The organism is Microbulbifer aestuariivivens (assembly GCF_039545115.1).
Classification (GTDB): Bacteria; Pseudomonadota; Gammaproteobacteria; order Pseudomonadales; family Cellvibrionaceae; genus Microbulbifer; species Microbulbifer aestuariivivens.
The window spans coordinates 145,517-168,544 of the sequence record NZ_BAABRT010000002.1; the positions used below are offsets into that span (position 1 = coordinate 145,517).

Here is a 23,028-nt window from a genome sequence, read left to right on the forward strand (position 1 = left end):
GTAAACGCGCTCAGCGCGCCAGGCCTTTGACCTGGTGGGCATCCAGCTCGCGGCAGATAGCCGCTTCCAGTTCGCGGTTTTCCGCCTCGTTCTGCAGTGGCTCACCGTCGGCATCGGTAATGTGGAAGACATCTTCCACCCGCTCGCCCAGTGTGGAGATGCGTGCGTTGTGCAGCCGCAGGTCGTGGGCGATAAAAATCCGCGCGATACGGGCCAGCAGCCCGGGTCTGTCCGCGCTGATAATTTCCAGGGTGCTGTACTGGTCGCCGGCTTCCGTGGTGAGGGTGGCGCGGCTGGCCAGTTCGAACATTTTCAGGCGGCGCGGAGTGCGTCGCTGGATGACCTTGGAGTAGTCCTCCACCAGCGACAGCTCTTCTTGCAGGGTGTCGCGGATCAGCTCGAGCTTGCCGGGCTCGTCGAGCAGCGGCTGCCCAGCCTCGTCGAGCACATAGAAGGTGTCGAGCGTATAGCCGGATGCGGAGCTGTACAGGCGCGCGTCGTGGATATTCAGGTTGAGCATATCGAGCCCCGTCACCACCGCGGCGAAGACGTTGGCGCGGTCGGGGGTGTAGACAAAGACCTCGGTTGCGCCATCGTGCTCCCCCTGGCCCGAATTGCGCGTGAGCACCAGGGTGTCGCTTGCGTCGCCTTTCAGGTTGGCGCGGTGCAGCTGGTGGATGGCGGCGGTATGCCAGGTGATGTTGTCGGCACTTTCGCGTACGAAGTAGTCCTCTCCCATCTGTGCCCAAATACTGTTGATCGCCTCATCCTCAAGGCCCATTTCCAGCAGGCGGGCGCTGGCCTGGCTGCGGGTTTCGGCGATGATTTCCTCGCGGTCGATGGGGTTTTCCAGCCCGCGGCGCAGGGCGCGGTGGGTGCTCTGGTAGAGCTGGCGCATCAGGCTGGCGCGCCAGCTGTTCCAGAGCTCGGGGTTGGTGGCGTTGATGTCGGCAACGGTCAGCGCGTAGAGGTAATCCAGGTGCTCGCGGTCGCCCACTTCGCGAGCGAAATCGTGCACCACTTCCGGGTCGGAGATGTCCTGTTTCTGGGAGACGAAGCTCATCAGCAGGTGCTTCTCCACCAGCCAGCACACCAGCCGCCGGTCCCGCGAGGATAAATGGTGGCGCCGGCAAAAGGCGTCCGCGTCGACTACTCCCAGCTTCGAGTGGTCGCCGCCGCGGCCTTTGGCGATGTCGTGGTAAAGCCCGGCGATATACAGCAGCTCGGGTTTGCGCAGTCGCGCCAGAATCTCGGCGGCGATGGGGAATTTCTGCCAGGCTTCCGGGCCGCGGAAGCTGCGCATGTTGCGCACTACCTGCAGGGTGTGGGCATCCACGGTGTAAATATGGAACAGGTCGTGTTGCATCTGCCCGGTGACGCGGCCGAATTCGGGCAGGTAGCGGCCGAGAATGCCGTAGCGGGTCATGCGCGTGAGCTGGGCGGAAAGCCCTCGCGGTGAGCGCAGCAGCTGCATAAACAGCTCGGCGTTGACGGGGTCGCTGCGGAAGTGGTCGTCGATCAGGTGGCGCTGTTCCCGGATCAGGCGGATGGTGGAGGCGCGAACGCCTTCGATTTCGGGGTTTTCCGCCATGAGCACGAAGATTTCCAGCAGCGCCGAGGGCTGCTCGATAAAGACGTTGGTCTGGGTGACCTCGATGGTGTTATCGCGCAGTTGGAAACGCTCGTTGATCGGCGTTACCGACTGGCGCTCGCCGCGCTGCAGGATGGCCTCGTCGAGGAACTGCAGCAGCACGTCATTGAGTTCCCGCAGGGCCATCACGATACGGTAGTAGCTGTGCATGAACTGCTCGACCGCCAGTTGCGTACCGCTGTCGACATAGCCGAACTGCTTGGCCAGCTGCCGCTGGTAATCGAACAGCAGTCTCTCTTCGGCGCGCCCGGCCAGGAGGTGCAGACCGTAGCGCACCCGCCAGAGAAAATCCTCGCCGGACTGCAGGATGGCGAACTCTTCCTCGGTGAAGAAACCTTTGCCCTGCAGCTGCTTGAGGGTGCGCACGCGGAAGTAGCGCTTGGCCACCCAGGCGATGGTCTGGATATCGCGCAGGCCGCCGGGGGCATTTTTGATATTGGGTTCGAGGTTGTACTCGGTGCCCCGCTGGCGGCTGTGGCGCTCGCGCTGTTCGGCCGACTTCGCGGCAAAGAACGCTTCGGCCGGCCACAGGTGATCCGGGGCCATGCGCTCTGTCAGGAGGCCGCAGAGACGCGCGTCCCCGACTACGGTGCGACATTCCATCAGGTTGGTGGCAACGGTGATGTCCTCCGCCGCAAGCTCCAGGCAGTGGTCGATGGAACGCACCGAGTGGCCGATATCCAGGCCCAGGTCCCACAGGAAGGCCACCAGGCGCTCAATGTTCTCGACGATATGCGCGGCGGAGCCGCCGTCGGTCAGAATCAGCAGGTCGATATCGGAGTGGGGGTGCAGTTCGCCGCGCCCGTAGCCGCCCACCGCCAGCAGGGCAATGCCCTCGGGCCAGTCGTACTGGTGCCAGGCGTAATGCAGCAGGCAGTCGACGAACAGCGCCCGCTCGTGCACCAGGGTGCGCACATCCTCGCCCTCGCGGAAGCGTTCGGCCATCTGGTGGTCGGCGGCACCGACCGCATCCTTGAAAATTTCCAGTGGCGGCTTGGCGCCCTCTTCCAGGGCTCGCCGGAAGCGCGCCTGATCGAAGAAAAAGAGCGGGCGTTCGAAGTAGGGGATGCTGGCCGGCTGCATGGGAAACCCGTTGCTGCTGAATGTTGTTGGCTCGGCGCGGGACTCGCGGGATTCGGGGCGAGCGAGACCGCCAGAGGGCTGCGACAAATGCCCCGATTGCGCCTGTCGAGGCGAGGCGGCCGCCTCCCCGTCACCCGCTGGCGGGCGCCGGAGGAGGGTGAGGACCGTGCTCAGGCTCCTGCGCACAGTGCGCGCAAGCCCGAAGTTAAAACGCCTCTTCACTGCGCGCGGTCAGTACCTCGACCCCGTCTTTGGTCACCGCCATGGTGTGCTCCCACTGCGCCGACAGGCGGCGATCCTTGGTGATCGCGGTCCAGCCGTCGCCCAGTACGCGGGTGCCGGCTTTGCCGGCGTTGATCATCGGCTCGATGGTGAAGGTCATCCCCTCCTTGAGCACTTCGCCGCTGCCCGGCTTGCCGTAATGCAGGATCTGTGGGTCTTCATGGAAGACATCGCCAATGCCGTGCCCGCAGAAGTCCCGCACCACCGAGTAGTAATTTTTCTCCGCGTGCTGCTGGATCACATGGCCAATATCCCCGAGGGTGGTGCCGGGGCGGACGATCTCAATGGCCTTGTAAAGACATTCCTGGGTGATGCGCACCAGCCTCTCCGCATGGGGGGCGGCTTCACCGACGAAGTACATCTTGCTGGTGTCGCCGTACCAGCCATCTTTAATGACGGTGACGTCGATATTGATGATGTCGCCTTTTTTCAGCACCTTGCTCTCGGAAGGAATGCCGTGGCAGACGACCTCGTTGACCGAGGTGCAGATGGACTTGGGGAAACCGCGGTAGCCCAGGCAGGCGGGAATGGCCTTCTGGACGTTGACTATGTGGTCGTGACAGCGGCGGTCCAGTTCTTCGGTGCTGACGCCGGGGACCACGTATTCGCCAATCATTTCCAGTACTTCCGCGGCCAGGCGGCCCGCGGTGCGCATTTTGGCGATCTGTTCCGGCGTCTTGATGCTCGAGCTCATAGGGGTCTCTGATTGGTTGCACGGCGGCGGGCGGGGCCCGCGGGGCGCGGTATTGTAACGGATTCGGCGTCCGCGGGCATTAAATGGCGGCTCTCTGCGTCTGCAGAACTTTTCGTGGCGGGCTGCATGTGGTATAAAGCGCGCCGCTTCGGGCTGCTCTGGTCCGCAGCGAATGCCAAAACGTCACACATACACCGGCACATGCGCCTGGGTGTCCCACTTCGCCTTAACTGCGAAGCGGGATTGGTGCATGGGGTGTGTGGAGGATATAACCCGGGAAGCAGCGGCCAAAACGATACGGCCGGCTTCCGCGAAATCTGAGGTTTACTTATGCCGCAAGTCAGCATGCGCGATATGCTGCAGGCTGGTGTCCACTTTGGCCACCAGACCCGCTACTGGAACCCGAAAATGGATCAGTACATTTTCGGTGCCCGCAACAAGATTCACATTGTCAACCTTGAGTACACTGTGCCGGCTTTCAATGAAGCCCTGCAGGTCATCAAGGGTCTGGCTGCCCAGAAGAAGAAGATTCTCTTCGTTGGCACCAAGCGCGCCGCTTCCAAGTCCATTAAGGAGCAGGCTGAGCGCTCTGGCCAGCCTTACGTCAGCAACCGCTGGCTGGGCGGTATGCTCACCAACTACAAGACCATCCGCGCTTCCATCAAGCGTTTCCGCGACCTGGAGACTCAGTCTCAGGACGGTACCTTCGATAAGCTGACCAAAAAAGAAGCTCTGATGCGCACCCGCACCATGGATAAGCTGGAGCGTTCCATCGGTGGTATCAAGGATATGGGCGGCCTGCCGGACGCGCTGTTCGTGATCGACGTCGAGCACGAGCGCATCGCTATCCAGGAAGCCAACAAGCTGGGTATCCCGGTCATCGGCGTTGTGGACACCAACAGTGACCCCGACGGCATCGACTACGTGATTCCTGGCAACGACGACGCCATCCGCGCCATCAAGCTGTACACCACCGCTGTGGCTGACGCTGTGCTCGCCGGTACCGCTGAAGCGGGCGGTGCTGCTGCCAAGGATGAATACGTCGAAGCGCAAGACGACGAAGCCGCTGCGGACTCCTAATCAGGGATCGCAGGGCGCAGCGGTGTAACAGTGGATCTTTACACCGCGAACTCGAAAAGGGGCCCGAGCATCGGCCCCTTTTTTCTAATTTTCAGTGACAGAACCCCGAGGATTGAATCATGGCGATTACCGCGTCTATGGTAAAAGAACTGCGCGAGCGCACTGGCCTGCCGATGATGGAGTGCAAAAAAGCACTGACCGAGGCGGATGGCGATATCGAAAAAGCGATTGAAGATCTGCGCAAGGCTTCCGGTCTGAAGGCTGCCAAAAAAGCCGGTCGTACCGCTGCTGACGGCGTTGTTGCGGCAAAAGTCGCCGATGATGCCAGCTACGGTGTGCTGGTCGAGGTGAACTCCGAGACTGACTTCGTTGCCCGCGATGACAACTTCAAGGCCTTCGTAGAGAAGGTTGTGGAGAAGGCCTTCGCCGAGCGCCAGGAAGATGTTGCCGCGCTGATGGAAGGTGAGCTGGAAACCGCCCGTGAGGCGCTGGTCCAGAAAATCGGTGAGAACATCGGCGTGCGCCGCATCCAGGTAGTTGAAGCGCCTGTGGTTGGCTCCTACGTTCACTCCAACAGCCGTATCGCTTCCCTGGTTGCCCTGAGTGGCGGCGAGGCTGAAATTGCCCGCGACGTGGCCATGCACATCGCCGCGGTAAACCCGCAGGTCAACAAGCCGGAAGACATGCCAGCTGAAGTGCTGGAGAAAGAAAAGGAAATCATCAAAGCTCAGCCGGATATGGAAGGCAAGCCTGCCGAGATCGTCGAGAAGATGATGGGTGGCCGTATCAAGAAGTTCCTCAAGGAAAACAGCCTTGTCGAGCAGCCGTTTGTCAAGAACCCGGACGTTACCGTTGGTAAGCTGGTGAAAGACGGCGGTGCGGACGTGGTTTCCTTCATTCGCTTTGAAGTGGGTGAGGGTATTGAGAAGGAAGAGGTTGATTTCGCTGCCGAGGTGGCCGCGCAAGTTAAGTCCTCCTCCTGATCGACTGCATAAAGCCACTGCTGCCGATGGTCGCAGATGGTACTCAGCCGCCGAGTGGCGGCTGACCGGACGGGGTGCCACTGGCGGGTTCTTTTAGAGCTCTGTCGGGGCACCCCTCTGTGTAAATGACCGAAATTGTTGTAATGTTCGGCGGCAGTGCGCCACAGAGGAACCGATGATGCCCGGAGTAAAAGACCGCAAGTACAAACGAATCCTGCTGAAGCTGAGCGGGGAAGAGCTGATGGGGGATCAGGGCTTTGGGATCAGCCCCAAGGTGCTGGACAAAATGGCCCTGGAAATCGGCCAGCTGGTGGGTATCGGTGTACAGGTGGGTCTGGTGGTTGGCGGTGGCAATCTGTTCCGCGGCGCGGCCCTGCATGCCGCAGGCCTCGATCGCGTGACCGGTGACCACATGGGTATGCTGGCGACCGTCATGAACGCCCTGGCCCTGCGCGATGCTCTGGAGCGCTCCAATATCTCCTCCCGTGTGATGTCCGCCATCCAGATGAGCGGCATTGTCGATCATTACGACCGCCGTGCCGCAATCCGCTATCTGGAGCGTGGCGAGGTGCTGATTTTTGCCGCGGGTACCGGCAATCCCTTCTTTACCACAGATTCCGCCGCCTGCCTGCGCGGCATCGAGATCGAGGCCGAGCTGGTGTTGAAGGCCACCAAGGTGGATGGTGTCTACTCCGCAGACCCGGTGATCGAGCCCACGGCGACACGCTATGATCGCCTGACCTTCGATGAGGTGCTGGATAAAAAGCTCGGGGTAATGGATTTAACTGCAATCTGCCTGTGCCGCGACAACAATCTGCCGGTGCGGGTTTTTCGCATGAACAAGGCCGGCGCGCTGCTCAATATCGTGGTGGGTGGCGAAGAGGGCACGCTAATTGAAGAGGAAGTGAAACGTGATTGAAGATATTAAAAAAGACGCAAAGGTCCGCATGGGCAAGGCGCTGGACGCGCTGGGCAGTAACTTCAACAAAATCCGCACTGGCCGCGCGCACCCGAGCATCCTTGATGGTATCCGTGTTTCCTACTACGGATCGGAAACCCCGCTGTCACAGGTTGCCAATGTTAACGTCGAAGATGCGCGTACTCTGTCCGTGACGCCGTGGGAAAAGAACCTGGTTCCAGAAATTGAGAAGGCCATCATGAAGTCTGACTTGGGCCTGAACCCGAGCACCGCCGGTTCAGTGATCCGTATCCCCATGCCTATGCTCACCGAGGAGACCCGCAAGAATTTTATTCGCGAAGCCCGGGGTGAGGCTGAAACCGCGCGCGTTTCTATCCGCAATATCCGCCGCGACGCTCTGGCCGAGGTCAAGGCGCTGGTGAAGGATAAGGAAATCTCCGAAGACGAAGAGCGTCGCGCGGCTGACGAGATTCAGAAAATTACCGATAAGTTTGTTGCCGATGTCGACCAGGCGCTGGCGGTAAAAGAAAAAGACCTGATGGAAATTTGATGTCTTTCAGGGGTGCCGGGGAAGAGATGCAGAAGCAGCCGCGCCATATAGCCATCATTATGGATGGCAATGGCCGTTGGGCTGCCAGTCGCGGCCTCTCCCCCTCAGCTGGCCACAAGGCCGGCGTCGAGCGCATTCGAGACCTGCTCTCTGCCTGTCGAGAGCGGGGTGTCGATGTGCTGACGCTATTCGCTTTTTCCAGTGAAAACTGGCAGCGTCCGCCCAAGGAGGTGGAGCTGCTGATGAGCCTGTTTCACTCTTATCTGGGCCGCGAGGCGCGACGCATGCGCGATGAGGGCGTGCGTCTGCGGGTGATCGGCCGTCGCGACCGCTTCTCGCCGCGCCTGTGCAGAGCCATTGACGATGCCGAGGCGGTCACGGCCGACGGCGAGCACGGTACGCTGGTGATTGCCGCGGATTACGGCGGTCAATGGGATATCGCTCAGGCCGCCCGCCAAATGGCCGCAGAGGTGGCCGCCGGCAGTCGCACACCGGATTCCATTACCGAAGAGTCTTTCGGAGATTACGTGTCGTTGGCGGAGCTGCCGCCGGTGGACCTGCTCATTCGCACCAGTGGCGAGCAGCGGATCAGCAATTTTATTTTATGGCAGGCGGCCTACAGTGAGTTCTATTTCACGGATACACTGTGGCCGGACTTCGGGACAGCGGAGCTGGATGCGGCCATCGAGGCCTACCAGTGTCGGGATCGCCGCTTCGGCGGTCGCAGTGAAGGCGGCCTGGCAGCACAAGCCTGAGGCCGGGAGAATGAGAAGAAAAAGGTTTTGACGGTGCTAAAACAAAGAATAATTACCGCGCTGGTATTGGTGGCTCTGTTCCTTGGGGCGTTGTTTTTCCTTCCTATTGACTGGTTTACGGTGGCGACCGTGGCGGTCATCCTCCTCGGAGGCTGGGAGTGGGCCAACCTCTCCAATCTGAACCGGGCGCTTCGTTTCGTGTTCCTGGCAGCGCTTATCGCGAGTCTTATGGCGGTGGCGAACTATGTGTTTGCGATGGATTTCGGCAGCCCGGACACATCCCGGGCTCAGGAAGTCCTGGCGGTAGCCTGCGGCTGGTGGGCGCTGGCATTCCTGTGGGTGCAGAGCTACCCGGCCAGCGCCATGCTGTGGGGCAACCGCTGGATACGCGGTTTGATTGGCCTGGTGGTCCTAGTGCCCGCGTGGCTGTCGATGGTGATTCTGCGCGGGCAGGATCACGGCGCCTGGCTGGTGCTGTTCGTCGTTGCTGTAGTGGTGTGCGCAGATGTGGGTGCCTACTTTGTGGGCCGCCGTTACGGCAAGCGCAAGCTGGCCCGCGAGGTCAGCCCGGGCAAATCCTGGGAGGGCTTTTTTGGCGGTCTCGCAGCCTGTCTGATTCTGGCGGTTGCAGTCTCTGTGGCGCTTTCGCTGCCGCTCAAAAACAGCCTGCTATTTTCCTTCGGCATACTCGTGACCGCCGTGGCTTCCGTCATCGGCGACCTGGTTGAGAGCATGTTGAAACGCCACCGGGGCATTAAGGACAGCAGCCGCATACTGCCGGGGCACGGGGGTATCCTCGACCGGCTGGATAGCCTGTCAGCGGCGCTGCCGGTGTTCACCATGGCGGCTCTCGCCAGCGAACTGCCTAAATACCTGTAACACGACCCGCAACCCGCACTGAGGGTCCGCATGACAGAGGCCCGAGAGGTACAGAAGGAGCCTATGCCAGCTTTGCCGCAACAATCCGTTACCGTCCTCGGTTCCACCGGTTCCATTGGCGTCAGCACCCTGGATGTGCTGGCGCGCCATCCCCAGCATTACACCGTGTTTGCACTGACGGCGCGAGACCGGATCGCAGAGCTTGCGCAGCAGTGCCGTCGCTTCGAGCCCAGATTTGCCGTTGTGCCCGAGGCCCGAGCGTCAGAGCTGCGGGAAAACCTCGCTGCCGATGGTTTGCGCACGCAGGTGCTGGCGGGGGTTGATGGTCTCTGCAAAGTGGCCGCAGACCCTGATGTGGATGCCGTGATGGCGGCCATTGTGGGGGCTGCCGGTCTTCGCCCCACGCTGGCGGCAGTCAAGGCGGGCAAAAAAGTGCTGCTGGCCAACAAGGAGTCGCTGGTAATGGCGGGTCCGCTGTTTATGCAGGCGCTGGCGGAGAGCGGGGCGGAACTGCTGCCGATCGACAGCGAGCACAATGCGATTTTCCAGTGCCTGCCATCCCCCTGTGAGAGCCTTGAGGCGGCCGGTGTCGAAAAGATTCTTCTCACCGGCTCGGGCGGTCCTTTTAGATGCCACGATCCGGAAGCTCTGCACCGGGTTACGCCGGAAGAGGCCTGCGCCCATCCAAACTGGTCCATGGGGCGCAAAATTTCCGTGGATTCCGCCACCATGATGAACAAGGGGCTCGAATTTATCGAGGCCTGCTATATGTTCAATGCCCGGCCTGATCAGATTGAAGTGGTGGTGCACCCGCAGAGTATCGTGCACTCCATGGTGCAGTACCGGGATGGCTCCCTGTTGGCGCAAATGGGCAACCCGGATATGCGTACCCCGATCGCCCACGCGCTGGCGTTTCCGCGCCGCATCGACAGTGGTGTCGCCGCGCTGGACCTGATCGCCCAAGGGCGGCTGGATTTCGAGGCCCCGGATTGGCAGCGCTTTCCCTGCCTGCGCCTCGCGCGGGAGGCCATCGATGTCGGCGGCAGTGCCCCCGCGGTATTAAATGCCGCCAATGAAGTGGCGGTTGAGGCGTTCCTCGATGGGCGCCTGTCTTTCACCAGTATTCCCGGGTTGATCGAGCGCGTCCTGAAAAGTGCCGCTTTCATTGAACTGACGGATCTTGATGCAGTCGAAAGTGCCGATCGGGAAGCCCGCGCGCTGGCACGGGAGTTTCTCGGGGCGGCCTGAAGGGTTCCGCGAGGTCGCTGTGCTATGTGGCCCGGGGGCGCTGGTCGCCGATATCCAAGAGTGAGTTAGCAGTCAGACTATGGACTTTATTCAGACAGTAATCTGGGCCCTGGTAGCACTGGTTGTACTGGTCGCGTTTCACGAGGCCGGACACTTCCTGGTGGCGCGTCTGTGTGGCGTAAAAGTGCTGCGGTTCTCCATCGGCTTCGGCCACCGTCTGCTCTCCCGATATGATCGCCACGGCACCGAATTCACCATCTCCGCCATTCCCCTTGGCGGCTATGTAAAGATGCTGGATGAGCGCGAGGGCCCTGTGCCCGCCGAGGACCTGGACCGGGCGTTCAATCGCAAGAGCGTCTGGGCCCGCATGGCGATTGTGGCCGCAGGCCCTGCGGCCAACTTCCTGCTGGCCATTGTGCTTTTCTGGGCGGTCTTTATGGGCGGCGCGGCCGGCCCTGTGCCCATCGTGGAAGATGTGCAGCCGGGCAGTATCGCCGCCCGTGCCGGCCTGGAGTCGGGCCAGGAGATCGTCGCCATCGATGGTGAAGCCACACCCACCTGGCAGGCTCTCAACTGGCGGCTCGCCAATCGCCTTGGGGATACCGGCACCATTGACTTTACGGTGCGCTATCCCGGTTCCGAGCTGGAGTACCATTCGTCCGCGGATATCGAGCGCTGGCTGGCGGGGCGCGAGATTCCTGACCCCCTGGCGGAAATTGGCCTGACCCTGTGGACCCCCTCCGTGACCCTTACCTTGTCTCAGGTAACCGGCGACAGTCCCGCCGAACGGGCCGGCCTGCAGGCTGGTGATACAGTTGTGGCCACCGATGGTCGCGCATTTGAAGGTTGGGATGCCTGGACCGAATACGTCCGCGCCAGGGCCGGCCAGGCTATGCGGGTTGAGGTGGAACGCGGCGGCGAAAGACTGATGCTGGATGTTACGCCCGAAGCCGTGACTCTCGACAGCGGTGAAGAAATCGGTCGCATCGGTGTGCTGCCGGTGGTGGAAACCTGGCCCGAGGAGCGGGTGCGTACCTATCAATATGGTTTCGCCGGCGCAGCGCTGAAAGGGCTGCAGGAGACCTGGGATAAAACCCTGTTCACCCTCGCTAGCCTGAAAAAGTTGGTCTTTGGCGACCTCTCCACCAAGAACTTGAGCGGCCCAATCACCATTGCTAAAGTGGCCGGCACCTCGGCGGAGGCCGGCTGGCAATCGTTTCTGTCACTGCTGGCGCTGCTCAGTATCAGCCTTGGGGTTCTGAACCTGCTGCCCATCCCCGTGCTCGATGGTGGGCACCTCCTCTACTACGCTATTGAGGCGATCAAGGGCTCACCCGTATCGGAGCGGGTACAAGTGATCGGACTGCAGGTGGGCATGATGATGGTGCTGGGCATTATGGGGCTGGCGCTTTACAACGATATTTTGCGTCTATAGCTATTTTGAAGCGATTTAGCGTCGACAGCGGCGCTTGGTGGCGGAGAGAACCGGTCACCAACTGGAATTTCGAATAAGAAACTCGGATTTAGTCAATGAAAGATTTCCTCAAGGCGGCCTCGCTGGGCCTGGCCCTTCCCGTCACTGCCGTGGCCCAATCGTTTGTGGTCAACGACATCCGCGTGGAGGGCCTGCAGCGGGTTTCTGCCGGCACCGTGTTCGCAGCCCTGCCGGTGCGTGTTGGTGACCAGGTCGAGAGCCTGGAAATTCAGGACACAACGCGAGCCCTGTTCCGCACCGGGTACTTTCAGGATATTCAGGTCGGCCGTGAAAACGGTGTGCTGGTAATCACCGTGCGCGAACGTCCGGCGATCTCCAATATCGAGATTACCGGCAACAAGGCGATCAAGACGGAAGACCTGCTGAAGGGCATGGAGGAAAACGGCCTCGCCGAGGGGCAGATTTTCAAGCGCGCCACGCTCGAGGGTCTCGCTCAGGAGCTGGAGCGGCAGTATGTCGCCCAGGGCCGTTACGGCGCCAGCGTGACCACTGAGGTGAAGGAGCTTCCGCGCAATCAGGTGGAACTGAAAGTGGTGGTTGACGAGGGGTCCGTCGCCGCCATCAAACACATCAATATCGTCGGCAACCGCGCATTCTCCGACGAGGAACTGGCCGAACTCTTCGAGCTGCAGACCACCGGCTGGCTCTCGTGGCTGCGCAGCGATGACAAGTACTCCCGCGAGAAACTGACCGGCGACCTGGAGCGGCTGGAGTCCTACTACCTGGATCGGGGCTACCTGGAGTTTCGCATTGACTCCACGCAGGTATCCCTGAGCCCCGACAAGAGCAATGTCTTTATCACTGTCAATATCAATGAAGGCGATGTGTACACCGTGAGCGAGGTGGACCTGGCCGGCGACCCGGTGGTGTCGGAGGAGGAAATCAAGCGGCTACTATTGGTACGGGAGGGGCAGACCTTCTCCCAGGTGCTGATGACCACCACTTCCGATTACATCACCAAGCGCCTTGGCAATGAGGGTTATACCTTTGCCGAGGTGAATGGCATGCCCGAGCCCAACGAAGAAGACAAGACGGTGAAGGTCACCTTCTTTATCGACCCGGGCAAGCGCGCCTATGTGCGTCGCATCAACTTCCGCGGCAATACCCGCACTTCCGACGAAGTATTGCGCCGGGAAATGCGCCAGATGGAGGCGGCCTCGGCATCCTCCGCCCGTATCGAGCAGTCCAAGGTGCGCCTGGAGCGTCTCGGTTACTTCAAGGAAGTGCAGGTGGAAACCGCCGAGGTGCCCGGAACCTCTGACCAGATTGATGTGGAGTACACCGTCGAAGAGCAGCCCTCTGGCTCGATTGGCGGTACCCTTGGCTATGCCCAGGGCAGTGGCCTGGTTCTGGGCGCCAACGTGCAGGAAAACAACTGGCTCGGTACCGGCAAAACGGTCGGGGTGGCGATTAACACCTCCCGTTACCAGACGGTGGCCAACTTCTCCTACACCGACCCGTACTTCACCCCGGATGGGGTCAGCCGCGGATTCAATGTGTTCTATCAGGAGCGGGATTACTCCGAGATCAATCTCGCCAGCTATAACACCACCACCTACGGTGCCGCGCTCAGCTTTGGCTATCCCATTTCGGAGATTTCCCGGGTGGGCCTCAATCTGGGTTTCTCGCACCTGGAACTCGGTAACAGCATCAACTCGGTGAAGGAAATCAGTGAGACACCGCGGCCTATCGAGGGGGTTGAGGATTTTATTCTGTCGACCGATGAGGCGTCTGTGCTGGAGGAATTGAGTGAGGCTGCAGAAGCGAAAGAAGCTCTAAGTCTGGGGTCGGCGGTCGATCCGGAACTGCTGAACAGCGACCTGAACGGCTTCGTAGACCTGTACGGGGATATGTTCGACACCTTTACGGTAACCGCCTCTTACGCCCGCTCCACCCTGAACCGCGGCATCCTCGCCACCCGCGGCGCCTCGCAGCGCGCCTCTCTGGAGGTGGCGCTGCCCGGCGGCGATCTGGAATACGGCAAGTTGATCTACACCGCGCAGTATTTCCGCCCGCTGACCAAGGACCTCACCCTGCGGCTGCGCACCCGGCTGGGCTATGCCAACGGCTATGGCGATACGCCGGAACTGCCATTCTTTGAAAACTTCTATGCCGGCGGCTTCGGCTCCGTGCGCGGCTTCGAGCGCAATACCCTGGGTCCGCGCTCCACGCCACCAACGCCCTACCGTTTGGTGAGTTGTGCCACCGAAAATGGCGTTGTTACAGAACGTTGTTACGTTCTCAATGCTGAGACCGGTGCGCTCGAGGTGAGTAGCAATCAGAGTGAGCCGCAGCCTTTTGGGGGCAATATCCTGATCGAGGGGAGCGCGGAAGTGATTTTCCCGCTTCCCTTTGTCAAGGATCAGCGCTCCATGCAGTCGACGTTTTTTATCGATGCCGGTAACGTCTTCGACAGCAGCTGTGGCGAGACACAGCTCAACTGTTACGATGTCGACCTCAGCCACGTGAACGTTTCTGCCGGTCTCGGTCTGACATGGATCACGGGCTTCGGGCCACTGCAGTTTTCCGTGGCCAAGGCGCTGCAGAAAAACGATGAGGATGAAGTGGAAGTGTTCCAGTTTACTCTGGGTAACAGCTTCTAAAACGCGGTTGTGCTGCAAGCGCACTGTAAGTAAATGTGCAAAACCAACGATAACTAAAGCAAAACGGAGAATTCGACGTGCTGAAAACCTTCAAGATTACCGCAGTACTGCTTGCCGGCATCCTGGCCTCAGCGTCCGCACTGGCCCAGACCAAGGTGGCGGTATTCAATCTGCAGGCGGCCATTATGAGTACCGAAGCCGCCAAGTCTAAGGTCAACGCGCTCAAGACCAGCTCCGAGTACTCGAAGCTGCAGAGCAGCGCTGAGTCCATCCGTGCCGAAGTGCAGAAAATGGCCGAAGACGCGCAGAAGAATGGCCTGACCTGGTCTGAAGAGCAGAAAGCCGAACACCAGCGCAAAATGAACTTCAAGCGCTCGGATTTTGAAACCGCGCTGAAGAAGCTGCGGGCGATGGAAGCTCAGGTGGGCCAGGACATCCAGAAGACCATGGCGCCCAAGGCCAAGACCGCGCTGGAGGCGGTGATCAAGGAGCAGAAGCTGGAGCTGGTTCTCGACGCCACCTCCGCCTATTTTGTCGCCCCCAATATTGATCTCACCGCGCAGATTGTCGAGCGCATGAACGCCGACAAGTAAGCTTCGATACCTCTTTTCATGAATCACAATCTGACTCTCGCCCAGCTGGCCGATCGGCTGGGCGCAGACCTGCGGCTGGCCCCTGGTGCTGACGCCGAGCTGGTGCCAACCGGTCTGAATACCCTACAGGATGCTGGCCCCACCGAGGTCAGCTTTCTTGCCAGCGCTAATTATCGCCGATTCCTCGCCAATACCGCTGCCGGCGCGGTGCTCGTCACCGATGCGGAGGCGGATGCCTGCCCGGTTTCGGCACTGGTGGTGGCGAATCCCTATCACGCCTTTGCGCTGGCGACAGCCCTGTATGATCGCACGCCGATCGCCTCCCCGGGTGTCCATGCCTCGGCGACGGTGCATCCGGATGCCGTTGTGCACCCGCAGGCCTCGATTGCTGCCGGGGCGGTAGTAGAGGCCCACGCACAGGTTGGCGCTGGTGCGGTTGTGGGGCCCAATACCGTGGTGGGGGAGGGCAGTACAGTGGGCGCCCGCACCCGTCTGTATGCCAACGTGACCATCTATCATGGCTGCGCCATCGGCAGTGACTGTATCGTCCACAGCCACGCGGTGATTGGCGCCGATGGTTTTGGTTTTGCCCCTGGCGGAGGTCAGTGGACCAAGATTCATCAGCTCGGCGGGGTGGAAATTGGCGATCAGGTCGAAGTGGGGGCCTGTACCTGTATTGACCGTGGCGCACTTGGCAATACGGTCATTGGGCGGGGTGTGAAGATCGACAATCAGGTGCAAATCGCGCACAATGTGCAAATTGGTGACTACTCAGCCATTGCTGCCTGCTCGGCGGTGGCGGGCAGCGCCACGATCGGCAAGCACTGCACCATTGCCGGGGGTGTCGGGGTGGTTGGCCACGTAAGCGTGGCGGACAAGACCCATGTCACCGCCATGACGCTGGTAACCAAGTCCATCGACAAGGCCGGCTCTTACTCCAGTGGTACTCCCTTCTCAGACAGTCGCAGCTGGCGCCGCAGCGCGGTGCGTTTTGCGCAACTGGATGAGATGGCTCGGCGCCTGCGCGATCTTGAGAAGCAGTTGGCCGGCACAGCCGTCGGATCTGGCGAGAGCGACTGATCCCGGCCCGGGGCCGACTTATTATCCATGCGAGCTAGCTTTTCGGGGCGAGAGTCCTGTCTCCTGAAGAAGTCATTGAATCAGGCGGCAGTCTCTTCCGCCCCGAAAATGTTTCTGGGGACATTACAAATGATGGACGTTCGCGAGATTCGTCAGTACCTGCCACACCGTTACCCTTTTCTGCTTGTCGACCGAGTGGTCGAGCTGGAGGAGGGTAAATACATCAAGGGCTACAAGAATATTTCCGTCAACGAGGAAGTGTTCAACGGCCATTTCCCCGAGGTGCCCATTTTCCCCGGTGTGATGATTATCGAGGCGCTGGCGCAGGTCTCCGGTATTCTCGGCTTCAAGACCTTGGGGCAGAAGCCGGAAGATGGCTACCTTTATCTGTTTGCCGGTATCGACGATGTGCGTTTCAAGCGTCAGGTAGTACCCGGGGACCGCTTGACGCTGGAGTCGGAGGTGGTTTCGGAGCGGCGCGGCATCTGGAAGTTCGCCTGTAAGGCGAGTGTCGACGGGGAGCTGGCCACCACCGCCAATGTGCTTTGTGCGGTAAAGCAGCTCTGATTTCCCTATCATTCCCGTGTCTGGTTGGGTGAAGCGGAGCCTGCGACACCTGACCGATTTGGTTTCATTATTTTCTAACCGGGTTTAAAGTAATCGCCTTTGTGAGTTGCTAGTAACGGGACGCAGTATGCAGACAGAAATTCACCCCACGGCAATAGTCGACGAATCGGCAGTCATCGGCTCCGGGGTGCGCATTGGTCCCTACAGCATCATCGGTCCCAAGGTCGAGATCGGGGATGGCTGTGAAATCGCCTCTCACGTTGTGCTGAGCGGCCCCACCAAGCTCGGCCGCAACAACCGCATCTACCAGTTTTCCTCGGTCGGACAGGATACCCCCGACAAGAAATATCAGGGCGAAGATACGACCCTGGTGGTGGGCGACAACAATGTTATCCGCGAGGGTGTCACTATCCATCGCGGTACGGTGCAGGATCGCGGCGAGACCACGATCGGCAATGACAACCTGATCATGGCCTATGCCCATGTGGGTCACGACAGCGTCATCGGCAACAATACGATTCTGGTCAACAATGTGGCCTTGGCCGGTCATGTGGTCATTCGCGATTGGGCGATTCTCAGTGGTTTCAGTCTCGTTCACCAGCATTGCACTATCGGTGAGCACGCATTTACCGGCATGGGCGCGGCGATCGGCAAGGACGTTCCCGCCTACGTGATGGTGGCGGGCAACCCGGCTGAGGCGAAGACCATCAACGCCGAGGGCTTGCGTCGTCGCGGCTTCTCACGCGAGGATATCGCGCTGATCAACAAGGCCTATAAGATTGTCTACCGCCGTGGGCTGACGCTGCAGGAAGCTCTGGAAGCGCTGGTTGATCTGCGTGAACAGTCGCCTGTGGTGCAGCCCTGGATCGATTCGCTCAAGTCCTCGAATCGCGGCATCGTCCGTTGATCTCGTTGAGATCGCTACTCTCCCTGTCCAGATGACAACTTCCCCTATGAGTGCAAACAAGAGCAGCCTGCGTATCGGTATCGTGGCCGGAGAGGCCTCCGGCGATATCCTCGGTGCGGGTTTGATCGCCGCGCTGCAGCAGCGCTTTGACGAGGTGAAGGTTGAGGGTATAGCCGGGCCTCGCATGCAGGGATTGGGGGCGCAATCACTGTATCCCATGGAGCGCCTGTCGGTGATGGGGCTGGTTGAGCCGCTCAAGCGGCTGCCGGAGCTGTTGCGGATTCGCAAACACCTGCGTGAGCAATTTTTGGAAAACCCGCCCGATGTTTTCATCGGCATCGATTCTCCCGACTTCAATCTGGGGCTTGAGGAGTCTCTGAAGGCCGCCGGCATCCCCACTGTGCATTATGTGAGTCCCTCTGTCTGGGCCTGGCGGCGTGGGCGGATCAAAAAAATTGCCCGGGCGGTGGATCATATGCTGACGCTGCTGCCTTTTGAGGTGGACTTTTACCGGGAGCACGGCGTGCCGGTGACTTTTGTCGGGCACCCGCTGGCGGATGACCTGCCCCTGTCTCCGGATGTGAATACCGCCAGGTCGGCGCTGGGTTTTGCTGCCGATGATCGTATCGTGGCCCTGCTGCCGGGCAGTCGCGGTGGCGAGGTGCGTTACCTCGGCCCGCTGTTTCTGCAGGCGGCGCGCTGGTGTCACCAGCGCCAGCCGGATCTCAAGTTTGTGCTGCCTGCGGCCAATGAGGCCAGGCGTGCGGAACTGGACGCCCTGCTGGCGGCTTTCCCGGAGTTGCCGCTGACATTGCTGGATGGGCGTTCCCATGAGGCGCTGGCCGCCAGCGACGCGGTGCTGATCGCCTCTGGAACCGCAACGCTGGAGACGCTACTGCTGAAAAAGCCGATGGTGGTGTCTTACAAGATGGGGCCCGTGTCCTTCGCCATTTTTTCCCGCCTTCTGCAGACCCCCTGGGTTGCGCTGCCGAACCTGTTGGCGCATCGCGAGCTGGTGCCGGAAATTTTGCAAAACGATGCCACGCCAGCCGCTCTCGGCGCTGAGGTGCTGAAGTTTTTCGAGGACCCGCTGCTGTGTGACCGATTGCAGCGTCAATTTAACGAGATTCATCAGCAACTGCGCCGCAATGCCTCGGCTCGGGCGGCGGAAGCTGTCTGTGCGCTCATTCAGGCCAAGTCATGAGTAAAACCGAACCCCCGCCTTACGTCTGTCCGTATCAGGGGTGTCTGCTCGCGGGTGTCGACGAGGTTGGCCGCGGACCCCTGGCGGGTGATGTGGTGGCGGCCGCGGTGATACTCGACCCTGCCCGGCCCATTGAGGGTTTGGCGGACTCGAAGAAGCTGAGTGAGAAAAAGCGTGAGCGGCTCTATGATGAGATCCGCGAAAAGGCGCTCTCTTTTGCCGTCGCCCGCGCCAGTGTGGCGGAGATTGATCAGCTCAATATCCTCCACGCCAGCCTGCTGGCTATGCGCCGCGCGGTTGAGCAGCTTGAGCTGCAGCCGGAATTTGTGCTGGTGGACGGCAATCGTAAGCCGGACTGGTCCTATGCCTGTGATACCGTGGTGAAAGGGGATGGCAGGGTTGCCGCTATCGGTGCCGCTTCGATTCTGGCCAAGGTGACCCGCGACCGGGAAATGGTGGAGCTGGACCGCGTTTACCCGGGCTACGGCCTGGCGGGGCACAAGGGTTATCCCACCAAGGCGCATCTGCAGGCTCTCGAGCGGCTGGGGCCGACTCCAATCCATCGCCAGAGCTTTGCTCCGGTCAAGCAGCTGTCGATGGATCTGGTCTAGCGGGTAGTTTCTGCTGGCTGCTGTCTGTGTTTCCGGCTGCCGCAGGTTGCTGATGCCGGCGGCCATCCTCTGAGTCGGCGGGCTATTTACCGGCTTTTTTGCTCTTCTTAACGACCTTTCGCGCGCGTGCCTGGGTGATCATCTTGTCCGAGACTTCAACGATCTCAACCAGGTAGTCCAGAATGTAAAAGCTGATATTGCCGTCGGGGATGCTCTCCAGGTGCTCCATGGCCAAGCCATTGAAGGTCTTGGGGCCATCGGTGGGCAGCTCCCAGTGCAGGGTGCGATTGATATCGCGGATCGATGTGCCGCCCTCGATCAGGTACCAGTCGTCACCAAGTGCGGTGATTTCCTCGTCATCGCTGGGCACCGGGCTGGCGGTGAAGTCGCCCACGATCTCCTCAAGCAGGTCTTCCAGGGTCACGATGCCCATGACCTCGCCATACTCGTCCACCACCAGTCCCATGCGCCGTTTCTGCTTCTGGAAGTTCATCAGCAGTGTCGGCAGTGGAGTGGCCTCCGGAACAAAATAGGGTTCGTCGGTATAGGATTTCAGTTTCTCCGGACTGAACTTTTCGGGTCCGTCCCTGAGGATCTGTGCCGCGCGGCGCAGGTGCAGAATCCCCACCACCCGGTTGATATCCCCCTGAAATACCGGCAGGCGCGTGTAGCTGCTCTCGGCCAGCTGCTGCAGAATCCTGTCGCCGCCGCTTTCCAGATCGACTCCGACCACTTCGTTGCGCGGGATCATGATGTCTTCCACGGTGGCCTGGTCCAGGTCGAGCACATTCAGCAGCATTCCCTTGTGCTTGCTGGGGAGCAGGGCGCCGGATTCGAATACCACTGTGCGTAGCTCTTCCGGGGCCAGATGCTCGACCTCCGCGCCGGCGGTGGCCTCGACGCCTACGAGACGCGCCAGGCCGTTGGAGATGCTGCCCACCAGCCAGACAACCGGAGCCAGAAGCCACAGCAGTGGTTTCAGGATGACCGAAGCTGGAAACGCGATTTTTTCCGGGTGCAGGGCGGCGATGGTCTTCGGTGTGACCTCGGCAAAGATCAGAATCACCAGTGTCAGGATGACCCCGGCGTAGGCCAGTCCGGCATCGCCGTAGAGGCGGGTGGCAATGGCCCCGGCGATCATGGAGGCGAGGACGTTGACCAGGTTGTTGCCGATCAGGATGACACCGATCAGCTTGTCCGGGCGCGACAGCAGCTCCATCGCCCGTTTGGCACCGCGGTGTCCGCTCTTGGCCTGGTGGCGCAGGCGGTAGCGGTTCAGCGTCATCATGCTGGTTTCGGAGCTGGAGAAAAAAGCGGAAATGGCGATGAGCAGGGCCAGCAGGCCGAACACCAGCCCGGGAGGTATATCGTTCAAGGTGGAACTCTGTTTATTGTCGAGCGGGGATATTGAAACAGAATTCCCGCAGCCGCAAGTCCGGGCCCTTGCCCATCTCTAGCCGCGCTGCAGGATCACTTCCAGCACCAGCTTGCTGCCGAAGTAAGCCAGCATCAGTGCGGCAAACGCGGTCAGGGTCCAGCGCACGGCGGTGTTGCCGCGCCAGCCCCATCTCCAGTGCCCCCACAGGAGGATGCTGTACAGCAGCCACGCCAGCAGCGAGAGGGCGGTTTTGTGCACCAGGTGCTGCGCAAACAGGTTGTCGACGAATAGAAAGCCGGTGATCAGTGAGGCGGTGAGCAGCAGTTGTCCGAAGCCGATGAGGCCAAACAGCAGCGACTCCATGGTTTGCAGCGGCGGCAGAAAGCGGCTGATAACGCCTGGACGGTGATTGTGCAGCTGCTGATTCTGGTAAAAGAGATAGATGGCCTGCAGGGTGGCCAGTGTCAGCAGCGAGTAGGCCGCGATAGAAAGCAGGGCGTGCAGGGCCACGCCCGCCGAGAGCCGTGCGCGGGGGATCACCGCCCCTGAATAGTGCTGAGAGGCCAGCTCGGCCAGTGCCGCGAGGGGCGCCAGGATCAGGATCAGAAGGTAAAGCGGGCGCTGGATGGCCAGCAGCAGGATCAGCAGGTTCACCGTCCAGGCCACCAGGGACAGCATGGCGGTGAGGTCGAAGCGGTAACCCGCGGGTGAGATCAGGGTGTCGAGCAGGGACACGCCGTGGGTGAGCACTGCACCGGCGAGCAGGCCCAGCAGCAGGGTGTTGTTTGGCCGCCGACGGTTGGAGAGCGCCAGTGCGGCCACAACCGTGGTCGCGAGGTAAAGAAGGATTGCCGTCCAGTGGGCCAGAGCCGCCATCGATAAGTCCGTGTCTCGTTTGCGATAGGGCGGCAGTGTGTCACAGCCCGCGATGGCAGGAAAGCCCGCCCCCGTGGGAGTTTCTGCTGTGCCCGCTCCTGAGCTATACTGCCGCGCCTCAGAGACCGGTATGGCGTATCCCGCACTGCCGTCAGCAGAAAATTCGAGACGCATCTATGTTCGACAATCTCAGTGACCGCCTTTCGTCGGCGCTCAAGAAAGTCACCGGCAAGGCCCGCCTCACGGATGACAATATCCGCGATACCCTGCGAGAAGTGCGCAAGGCGCTGCTGGAGGCGGATGTCGCGCTGCCAGTGGTTAAGGCGTTTGTGCAGCAGGTGCGCACCGCCGCAGTGGGGCAGAAGGTCAGCAAAGCGCTGAACCCCGGCCAGCAGTTCGTCAAGATCGTCCAGGACGAACTGGTGAAAGTGATGGGGGAGGCGGCGACGCCTCTGAACCTGGCTGTGCAGCCGCCGGCGATCATCCTGATGGCTGGCCTGCAGGGGGCGGGTAAGACCACCAGCGTGGCAAAGCTGGCCAAATATCTGCAGGCCCGCGAGAAGAAAAAAGTGATGGTGGTCAGTGCTGACGTTTACCGTCCCGCCGCCATTAAACAGCTGGAGACACTGGCTGGCGAGGTGGGTGCGCTGTTTCATCCATCGACGCCGGAGCAGAAGCCGCTGGATATCGCCAGGGGCGCCGTGGATGCCGCCCGTCGGCAGTTTGCCGATGTGCTGATTGTCGACACCGCCGGTCGCCTGCACGTTGACGAACAGCTGATGGGGGAGATTCGCGAGCTGCACAGTGCGCTGGACCCCGCGGAAACCCTGTTCGTGATCGATGCCATGATCGGCCAGGACGCGGTCAATACCGCCAAGGCCTTTGACGAGGCGCTGCCGCTGACCGGTGTGATTCTCACCAAGGCCGACGGTGACGCCCGCGGCGGCGCCGCGCTGTCGGTGCGGCACGTGACCGGCAAGCCGATCAAGTTTATCGGTGTCGGTGAGAAGACCGATGCCCTGGAGACCTTCCACCCGGACCGGATCGCCTCGCGCATCCTCGGCATGGGCGACCTGCTGTCGCTGATCGAGGAGGCGGAGCAGAAGATCGACAAGGCCAAGGCCGAGAAGCTGGTCAAAAAGGTGCAGAAGGGCAAGGGCTTCGATCTCGAGGATCTGCGCGACCAGCTGCAGCAGATGCAGAATATGGGTGGCTTCGGTTCCCTGCTGGAGAAGATGCCGGGCATGGGCAATATGGCCCAGATGGCCCAGCAGGCGGATATGGGCAAGGAATTCAAGCGGATGGACGCCATCATAGGGTCCATGACCCCCGCCGAGCGCCGTAACCCGGACATTCTCAGCGGTTCCCGCAAGCGCCGCATCACCGCCGGTTCCGGCACCCAGATCCAGGACCTGAATCGCCTGCTCAAGCAGCACAAGCAGATGGGCAAGATGATGAAAAAGCTCAAGGGCGGCGGCATGAACAAGCTGATGCGCGGCCTCGGCGGCATGCCGGGTATGGGTGGCGGTGACATGGGCGGCATGGGTGGAATGCCTGGCGGCCTGCCGCCGGGATTCCGCAAAAAGTAAG

General features: G+C 60.8%; 20 protein-coding genes. 16 read left to right on the top strand and 4 right to left on the bottom strand.

Translation table 11 applies throughout. The features are described 5' to 3' along the window. Positions 1-10: 10 nt before the first annotated feature. Together ABEA58_RS01840 and map are read right to left on the bottom strand one after the other, a co-directional pair. Positions 11-2,734: a [protein-PII] uridylyltransferase gene (locus ABEA58_RS01840; protein ID WP_345548474.1), complete on the bottom strand. Its 2,724-nt coding sequence runs from the start codon at positions 2,732-2,734 to the stop codon at positions 11-13. 205 nt (positions 2,735-2,939) lie between these two features. Continuing rightward, complete coding sequence (map, locus tag ABEA58_RS01845) at positions 2,940-3,710, bottom strand: type I methionyl aminopeptidase (protein WP_345548298.1); 771 nt, start codon at positions 3,708-3,710, stop codon at positions 2,940-2,942. A gap of 330 nt (positions 3,711-4,040) precedes the next feature. Between map and rpsB the strand changes: the two genes are divergently transcribed. The 15 genes from rpsB to rnhB all read left to right on the top strand — a co-directional run bounded on the left by rpsB (position 4,041) and on the right by rnhB (position 19,184). Next, positions 4,041-4,790 carry a 30S ribosomal protein S2 gene (gene rpsB, locus ABEA58_RS01850; protein ID WP_345548300.1) on the top strand — a complete coding sequence of 250 codons (750 nt, stop codon included), beginning with the start codon at positions 4,041-4,043 and terminating at the stop codon, positions 4,788-4,790. A 119-nt stretch (positions 4,791-4,909) separates the two neighbouring features. Continuing rightward, on the top strand, positions 4,910-5,773 hold the full coding sequence (tsf, locus tag ABEA58_RS01855) for a translation elongation factor Ts (protein WP_345548303.1): 864 nt from the start codon (positions 4,910-4,912) through the stop codon (positions 5,771-5,773). 178 nt (positions 5,774-5,951) lie between these two features. Next, positions 5,952-6,692: a UMP kinase gene (gene pyrH / locus ABEA58_RS01860; protein ID WP_345548476.1), complete on the top strand. Its 741-nt coding sequence runs from the start codon at positions 5,952-5,954 to the stop codon at positions 6,690-6,692. Then, positions 6,685-7,242, top strand: a complete 558-nt coding sequence (frr, locus tag ABEA58_RS01865; RefSeq protein WP_345548305.1) for a ribosome recycling factor — start codon at positions 6,685-6,687, stop codon at positions 7,240-7,242. Before pyrH ends, frr begins: the two co-directional genes overlap by 8 nt. Further along, on the top strand, positions 7,242-7,997 hold the full coding sequence (gene uppS / locus ABEA58_RS01870) for a polyprenyl diphosphate synthase (RefSeq protein WP_345548306.1): 756 nt from the start codon (positions 7,242-7,244) through the stop codon (positions 7,995-7,997). The genes frr and uppS overlap by 1 nt, the downstream gene beginning before the upstream one ends. 33 nt (positions 7,998-8,030) lie before the next feature. Then, positions 8,031-8,876: a phosphatidate cytidylyltransferase gene (locus ABEA58_RS01875; RefSeq protein ID WP_345548309.1), complete on the top strand. Its 846-nt coding sequence runs from the start codon at positions 8,031-8,033 to the stop codon at positions 8,874-8,876. A 63-nt stretch (positions 8,877-8,939) separates the two neighbouring features. Then, positions 8,940-10,124 carry a 1-deoxy-D-xylulose-5-phosphate reductoisomerase gene (ispC, locus tag ABEA58_RS01880; protein WP_345548311.1) on the top strand — a complete coding sequence of 395 codons (1,185 nt, stop codon included), beginning with the start codon at positions 8,940-8,942 and terminating at the stop codon, positions 10,122-10,124. 79 nt (positions 10,125-10,203) lie between these two features. Further along, the gene (gene rseP / locus ABEA58_RS01885; protein ID WP_345548313.1) at positions 10,204-11,559 is read left to right on the top strand and encodes an RIP metalloprotease RseP; all 1,356 of its coding nucleotides are present in this window, start codon (positions 10,204-10,206) and stop codon (positions 11,557-11,559) included. 95 nt (positions 11,560-11,654) lie between these two features. Then, a complete protein-coding gene (gene bamA, locus ABEA58_RS01890) occupies positions 11,655-14,222 on the top strand; it encodes an outer membrane protein assembly factor BamA (RefSeq protein WP_345548314.1) in 2,568 nt (855 codons plus the stop codon). Between the two features lie 77 nt (positions 14,223-14,299). Next, positions 14,300-14,815, top strand: coding sequence for an OmpH/Skp family outer membrane protein (locus tag ABEA58_RS01895; RefSeq protein ID WP_345548315.1), 516 nt, complete (start codon positions 14,300-14,302; stop codon positions 14,813-14,815). A gap of 18 nt (positions 14,816-14,833) precedes the next feature. Further along, positions 14,834-15,895 (top strand): UDP-3-O-(3-hydroxymyristoyl)glucosamine N-acyltransferase, encoded by a 1,062-nt coding sequence (gene lpxD, locus ABEA58_RS01900; protein WP_345548317.1) that lies wholly within the window; start codon positions 14,834-14,836, stop codon positions 15,893-15,895. Positions 15,896-16,024: 129 nt separating this feature from the next. Further along, positions 16,025-16,462, top strand: coding sequence for a 3-hydroxyacyl-ACP dehydratase FabZ (gene fabZ, locus ABEA58_RS01905; protein ID WP_345548319.1), 438 nt, complete (start codon positions 16,025-16,027; stop codon positions 16,460-16,462). Positions 16,463-16,589: 127 nt separating this feature from the next. Next, the gene (gene lpxA / locus ABEA58_RS01910) at positions 16,590-17,369 is read left to right on the top strand and encodes an acyl-ACP--UDP-N-acetylglucosamine O-acyltransferase (protein WP_345548321.1); all 780 of its coding nucleotides are present in this window, start codon (positions 16,590-16,592) and stop codon (positions 17,367-17,369) included. Positions 17,370-17,415: 46 nt separating this feature from the next. Next, the gene (lpxB, locus tag ABEA58_RS01915; protein ID WP_345548323.1) at positions 17,416-18,573 is read left to right on the top strand and encodes a lipid-A-disaccharide synthase; all 1,158 of its coding nucleotides are present in this window, start codon (positions 17,416-17,418) and stop codon (positions 18,571-18,573) included. After that, a complete protein-coding gene (gene rnhB, locus ABEA58_RS01920; protein ID WP_345548325.1) occupies positions 18,570-19,184 on the top strand; it encodes a ribonuclease HII in 615 nt (204 codons plus the stop codon). The genes lpxB and rnhB overlap by 4 nt, the downstream gene beginning before the upstream one ends. A gap of 82 nt (positions 19,185-19,266) precedes the next feature. Here rnhB and ABEA58_RS01925 read toward each other — a convergent pair whose 3' ends face one another. Both ABEA58_RS01925 and ABEA58_RS01930 read right to left on the bottom strand, forming a co-directional pair. After that, complete coding sequence (locus ABEA58_RS01925) at positions 19,267-20,559, bottom strand: HlyC/CorC family transporter (protein WP_345548326.1); 1,293 nt, start codon at positions 20,557-20,559, stop codon at positions 19,267-19,269. 78 nt (positions 20,560-20,637) lie between these two features. After that, positions 20,638-21,438, bottom strand: a complete 801-nt coding sequence (locus tag ABEA58_RS01930) for a cytochrome C assembly family protein (protein ID WP_345548328.1) — start codon at positions 21,436-21,438, stop codon at positions 20,638-20,640. 176 nt (positions 21,439-21,614) lie between these two features. On the opposite strand from ABEA58_RS01930, the gene ffh reads away from it, so the two are divergent. Next, positions 21,615-23,027 carry a signal recognition particle protein gene (ffh, locus tag ABEA58_RS01935; RefSeq protein ID WP_345548330.1) on the top strand — a complete coding sequence of 471 codons (1,413 nt, stop codon included), beginning with the start codon at positions 21,615-21,617 and terminating at the stop codon, positions 23,025-23,027. The last annotated feature ends 1 nt before the right edge of the window (position 23,028 follow it).

Bases quoted from the DNA above. Each gene is read 5' to 3' on its own strand.
- lpxD (WP_345548317.1), top strand. From the start codon at position 14,834: ATGAATCACAATCTGACTCTCGCCCAGCTGGCCGATCGGCTGGGCGCA.
- ABEA58_RS01840 (WP_345548474.1), bottom strand. From the start codon at position 2,734: ATGCAGCCGGCCAGCATCCCCTACTTCGAACGCCCGCTCTTTTTCTTC.
- uppS (WP_345548306.1), top strand. From the start codon at position 7,242: ATGTCTTTCAGGGGTGCCGGGGAAGAGATGCAGAAGCAGCCGCGCCAT.
- lpxB (WP_345548323.1), top strand. From the start codon at position 17,416: ATGAGTGCAAACAAGAGCAGCCTGCGTATCGGTATCGTGGCCGGAGAG.
- rseP (WP_345548313.1), top strand. From the start codon at position 10,204: ATGGACTTTATTCAGACAGTAATCTGGGCCCTGGTAGCACTGGTTGTA.
- pyrH (WP_345548476.1), top strand. From the start codon at position 5,952: ATGCCCGGAGTAAAAGACCGCAAGTACAAACGAATCCTGCTGAAGCTG.
- ABEA58_RS01930 (WP_345548328.1), bottom strand. From the start codon at position 21,438: ATGGCGGCTCTGGCCCACTGGACGGCAATCCTTCTTTACCTCGCGACC.
- ispC (WP_345548311.1), top strand. From the start codon at position 8,940: ATGCCAGCTTTGCCGCAACAATCCGTTACCGTCCTCGGTTCCACCGGT.
- rnhB (WP_345548325.1), top strand. From the start codon at position 18,570: ATGAGTAAAACCGAACCCCCGCCTTACGTCTGTCCGTATCAGGGGTGT.
- ffh (WP_345548330.1), top strand. From the start codon at position 21,615: ATGTTCGACAATCTCAGTGACCGCCTTTCGTCGGCGCTCAAGAAAGTC.
- fabZ (WP_345548319.1), top strand. From the start codon at position 16,025: ATGATGGACGTTCGCGAGATTCGTCAGTACCTGCCACACCGTTACCCT.
- map (WP_345548298.1), bottom strand. From the start codon at position 3,710: ATGAGCTCGAGCATCAAGACGCCGGAACAGATCGCCAAAATGCGCACC.
- tsf (WP_345548303.1), top strand. From the start codon at position 4,910: ATGGCGATTACCGCGTCTATGGTAAAAGAACTGCGCGAGCGCACTGGC.
- lpxA (WP_345548321.1), top strand. From the start codon at position 16,590: ATGCAGACAGAAATTCACCCCACGGCAATAGTCGACGAATCGGCAGTC.
- bamA (WP_345548314.1), top strand. From the start codon at position 11,655: ATGAAAGATTTCCTCAAGGCGGCCTCGCTGGGCCTGGCCCTTCCCGTC.
- rpsB (WP_345548300.1), top strand. From the start codon at position 4,041: ATGCCGCAAGTCAGCATGCGCGATATGCTGCAGGCTGGTGTCCACTTT.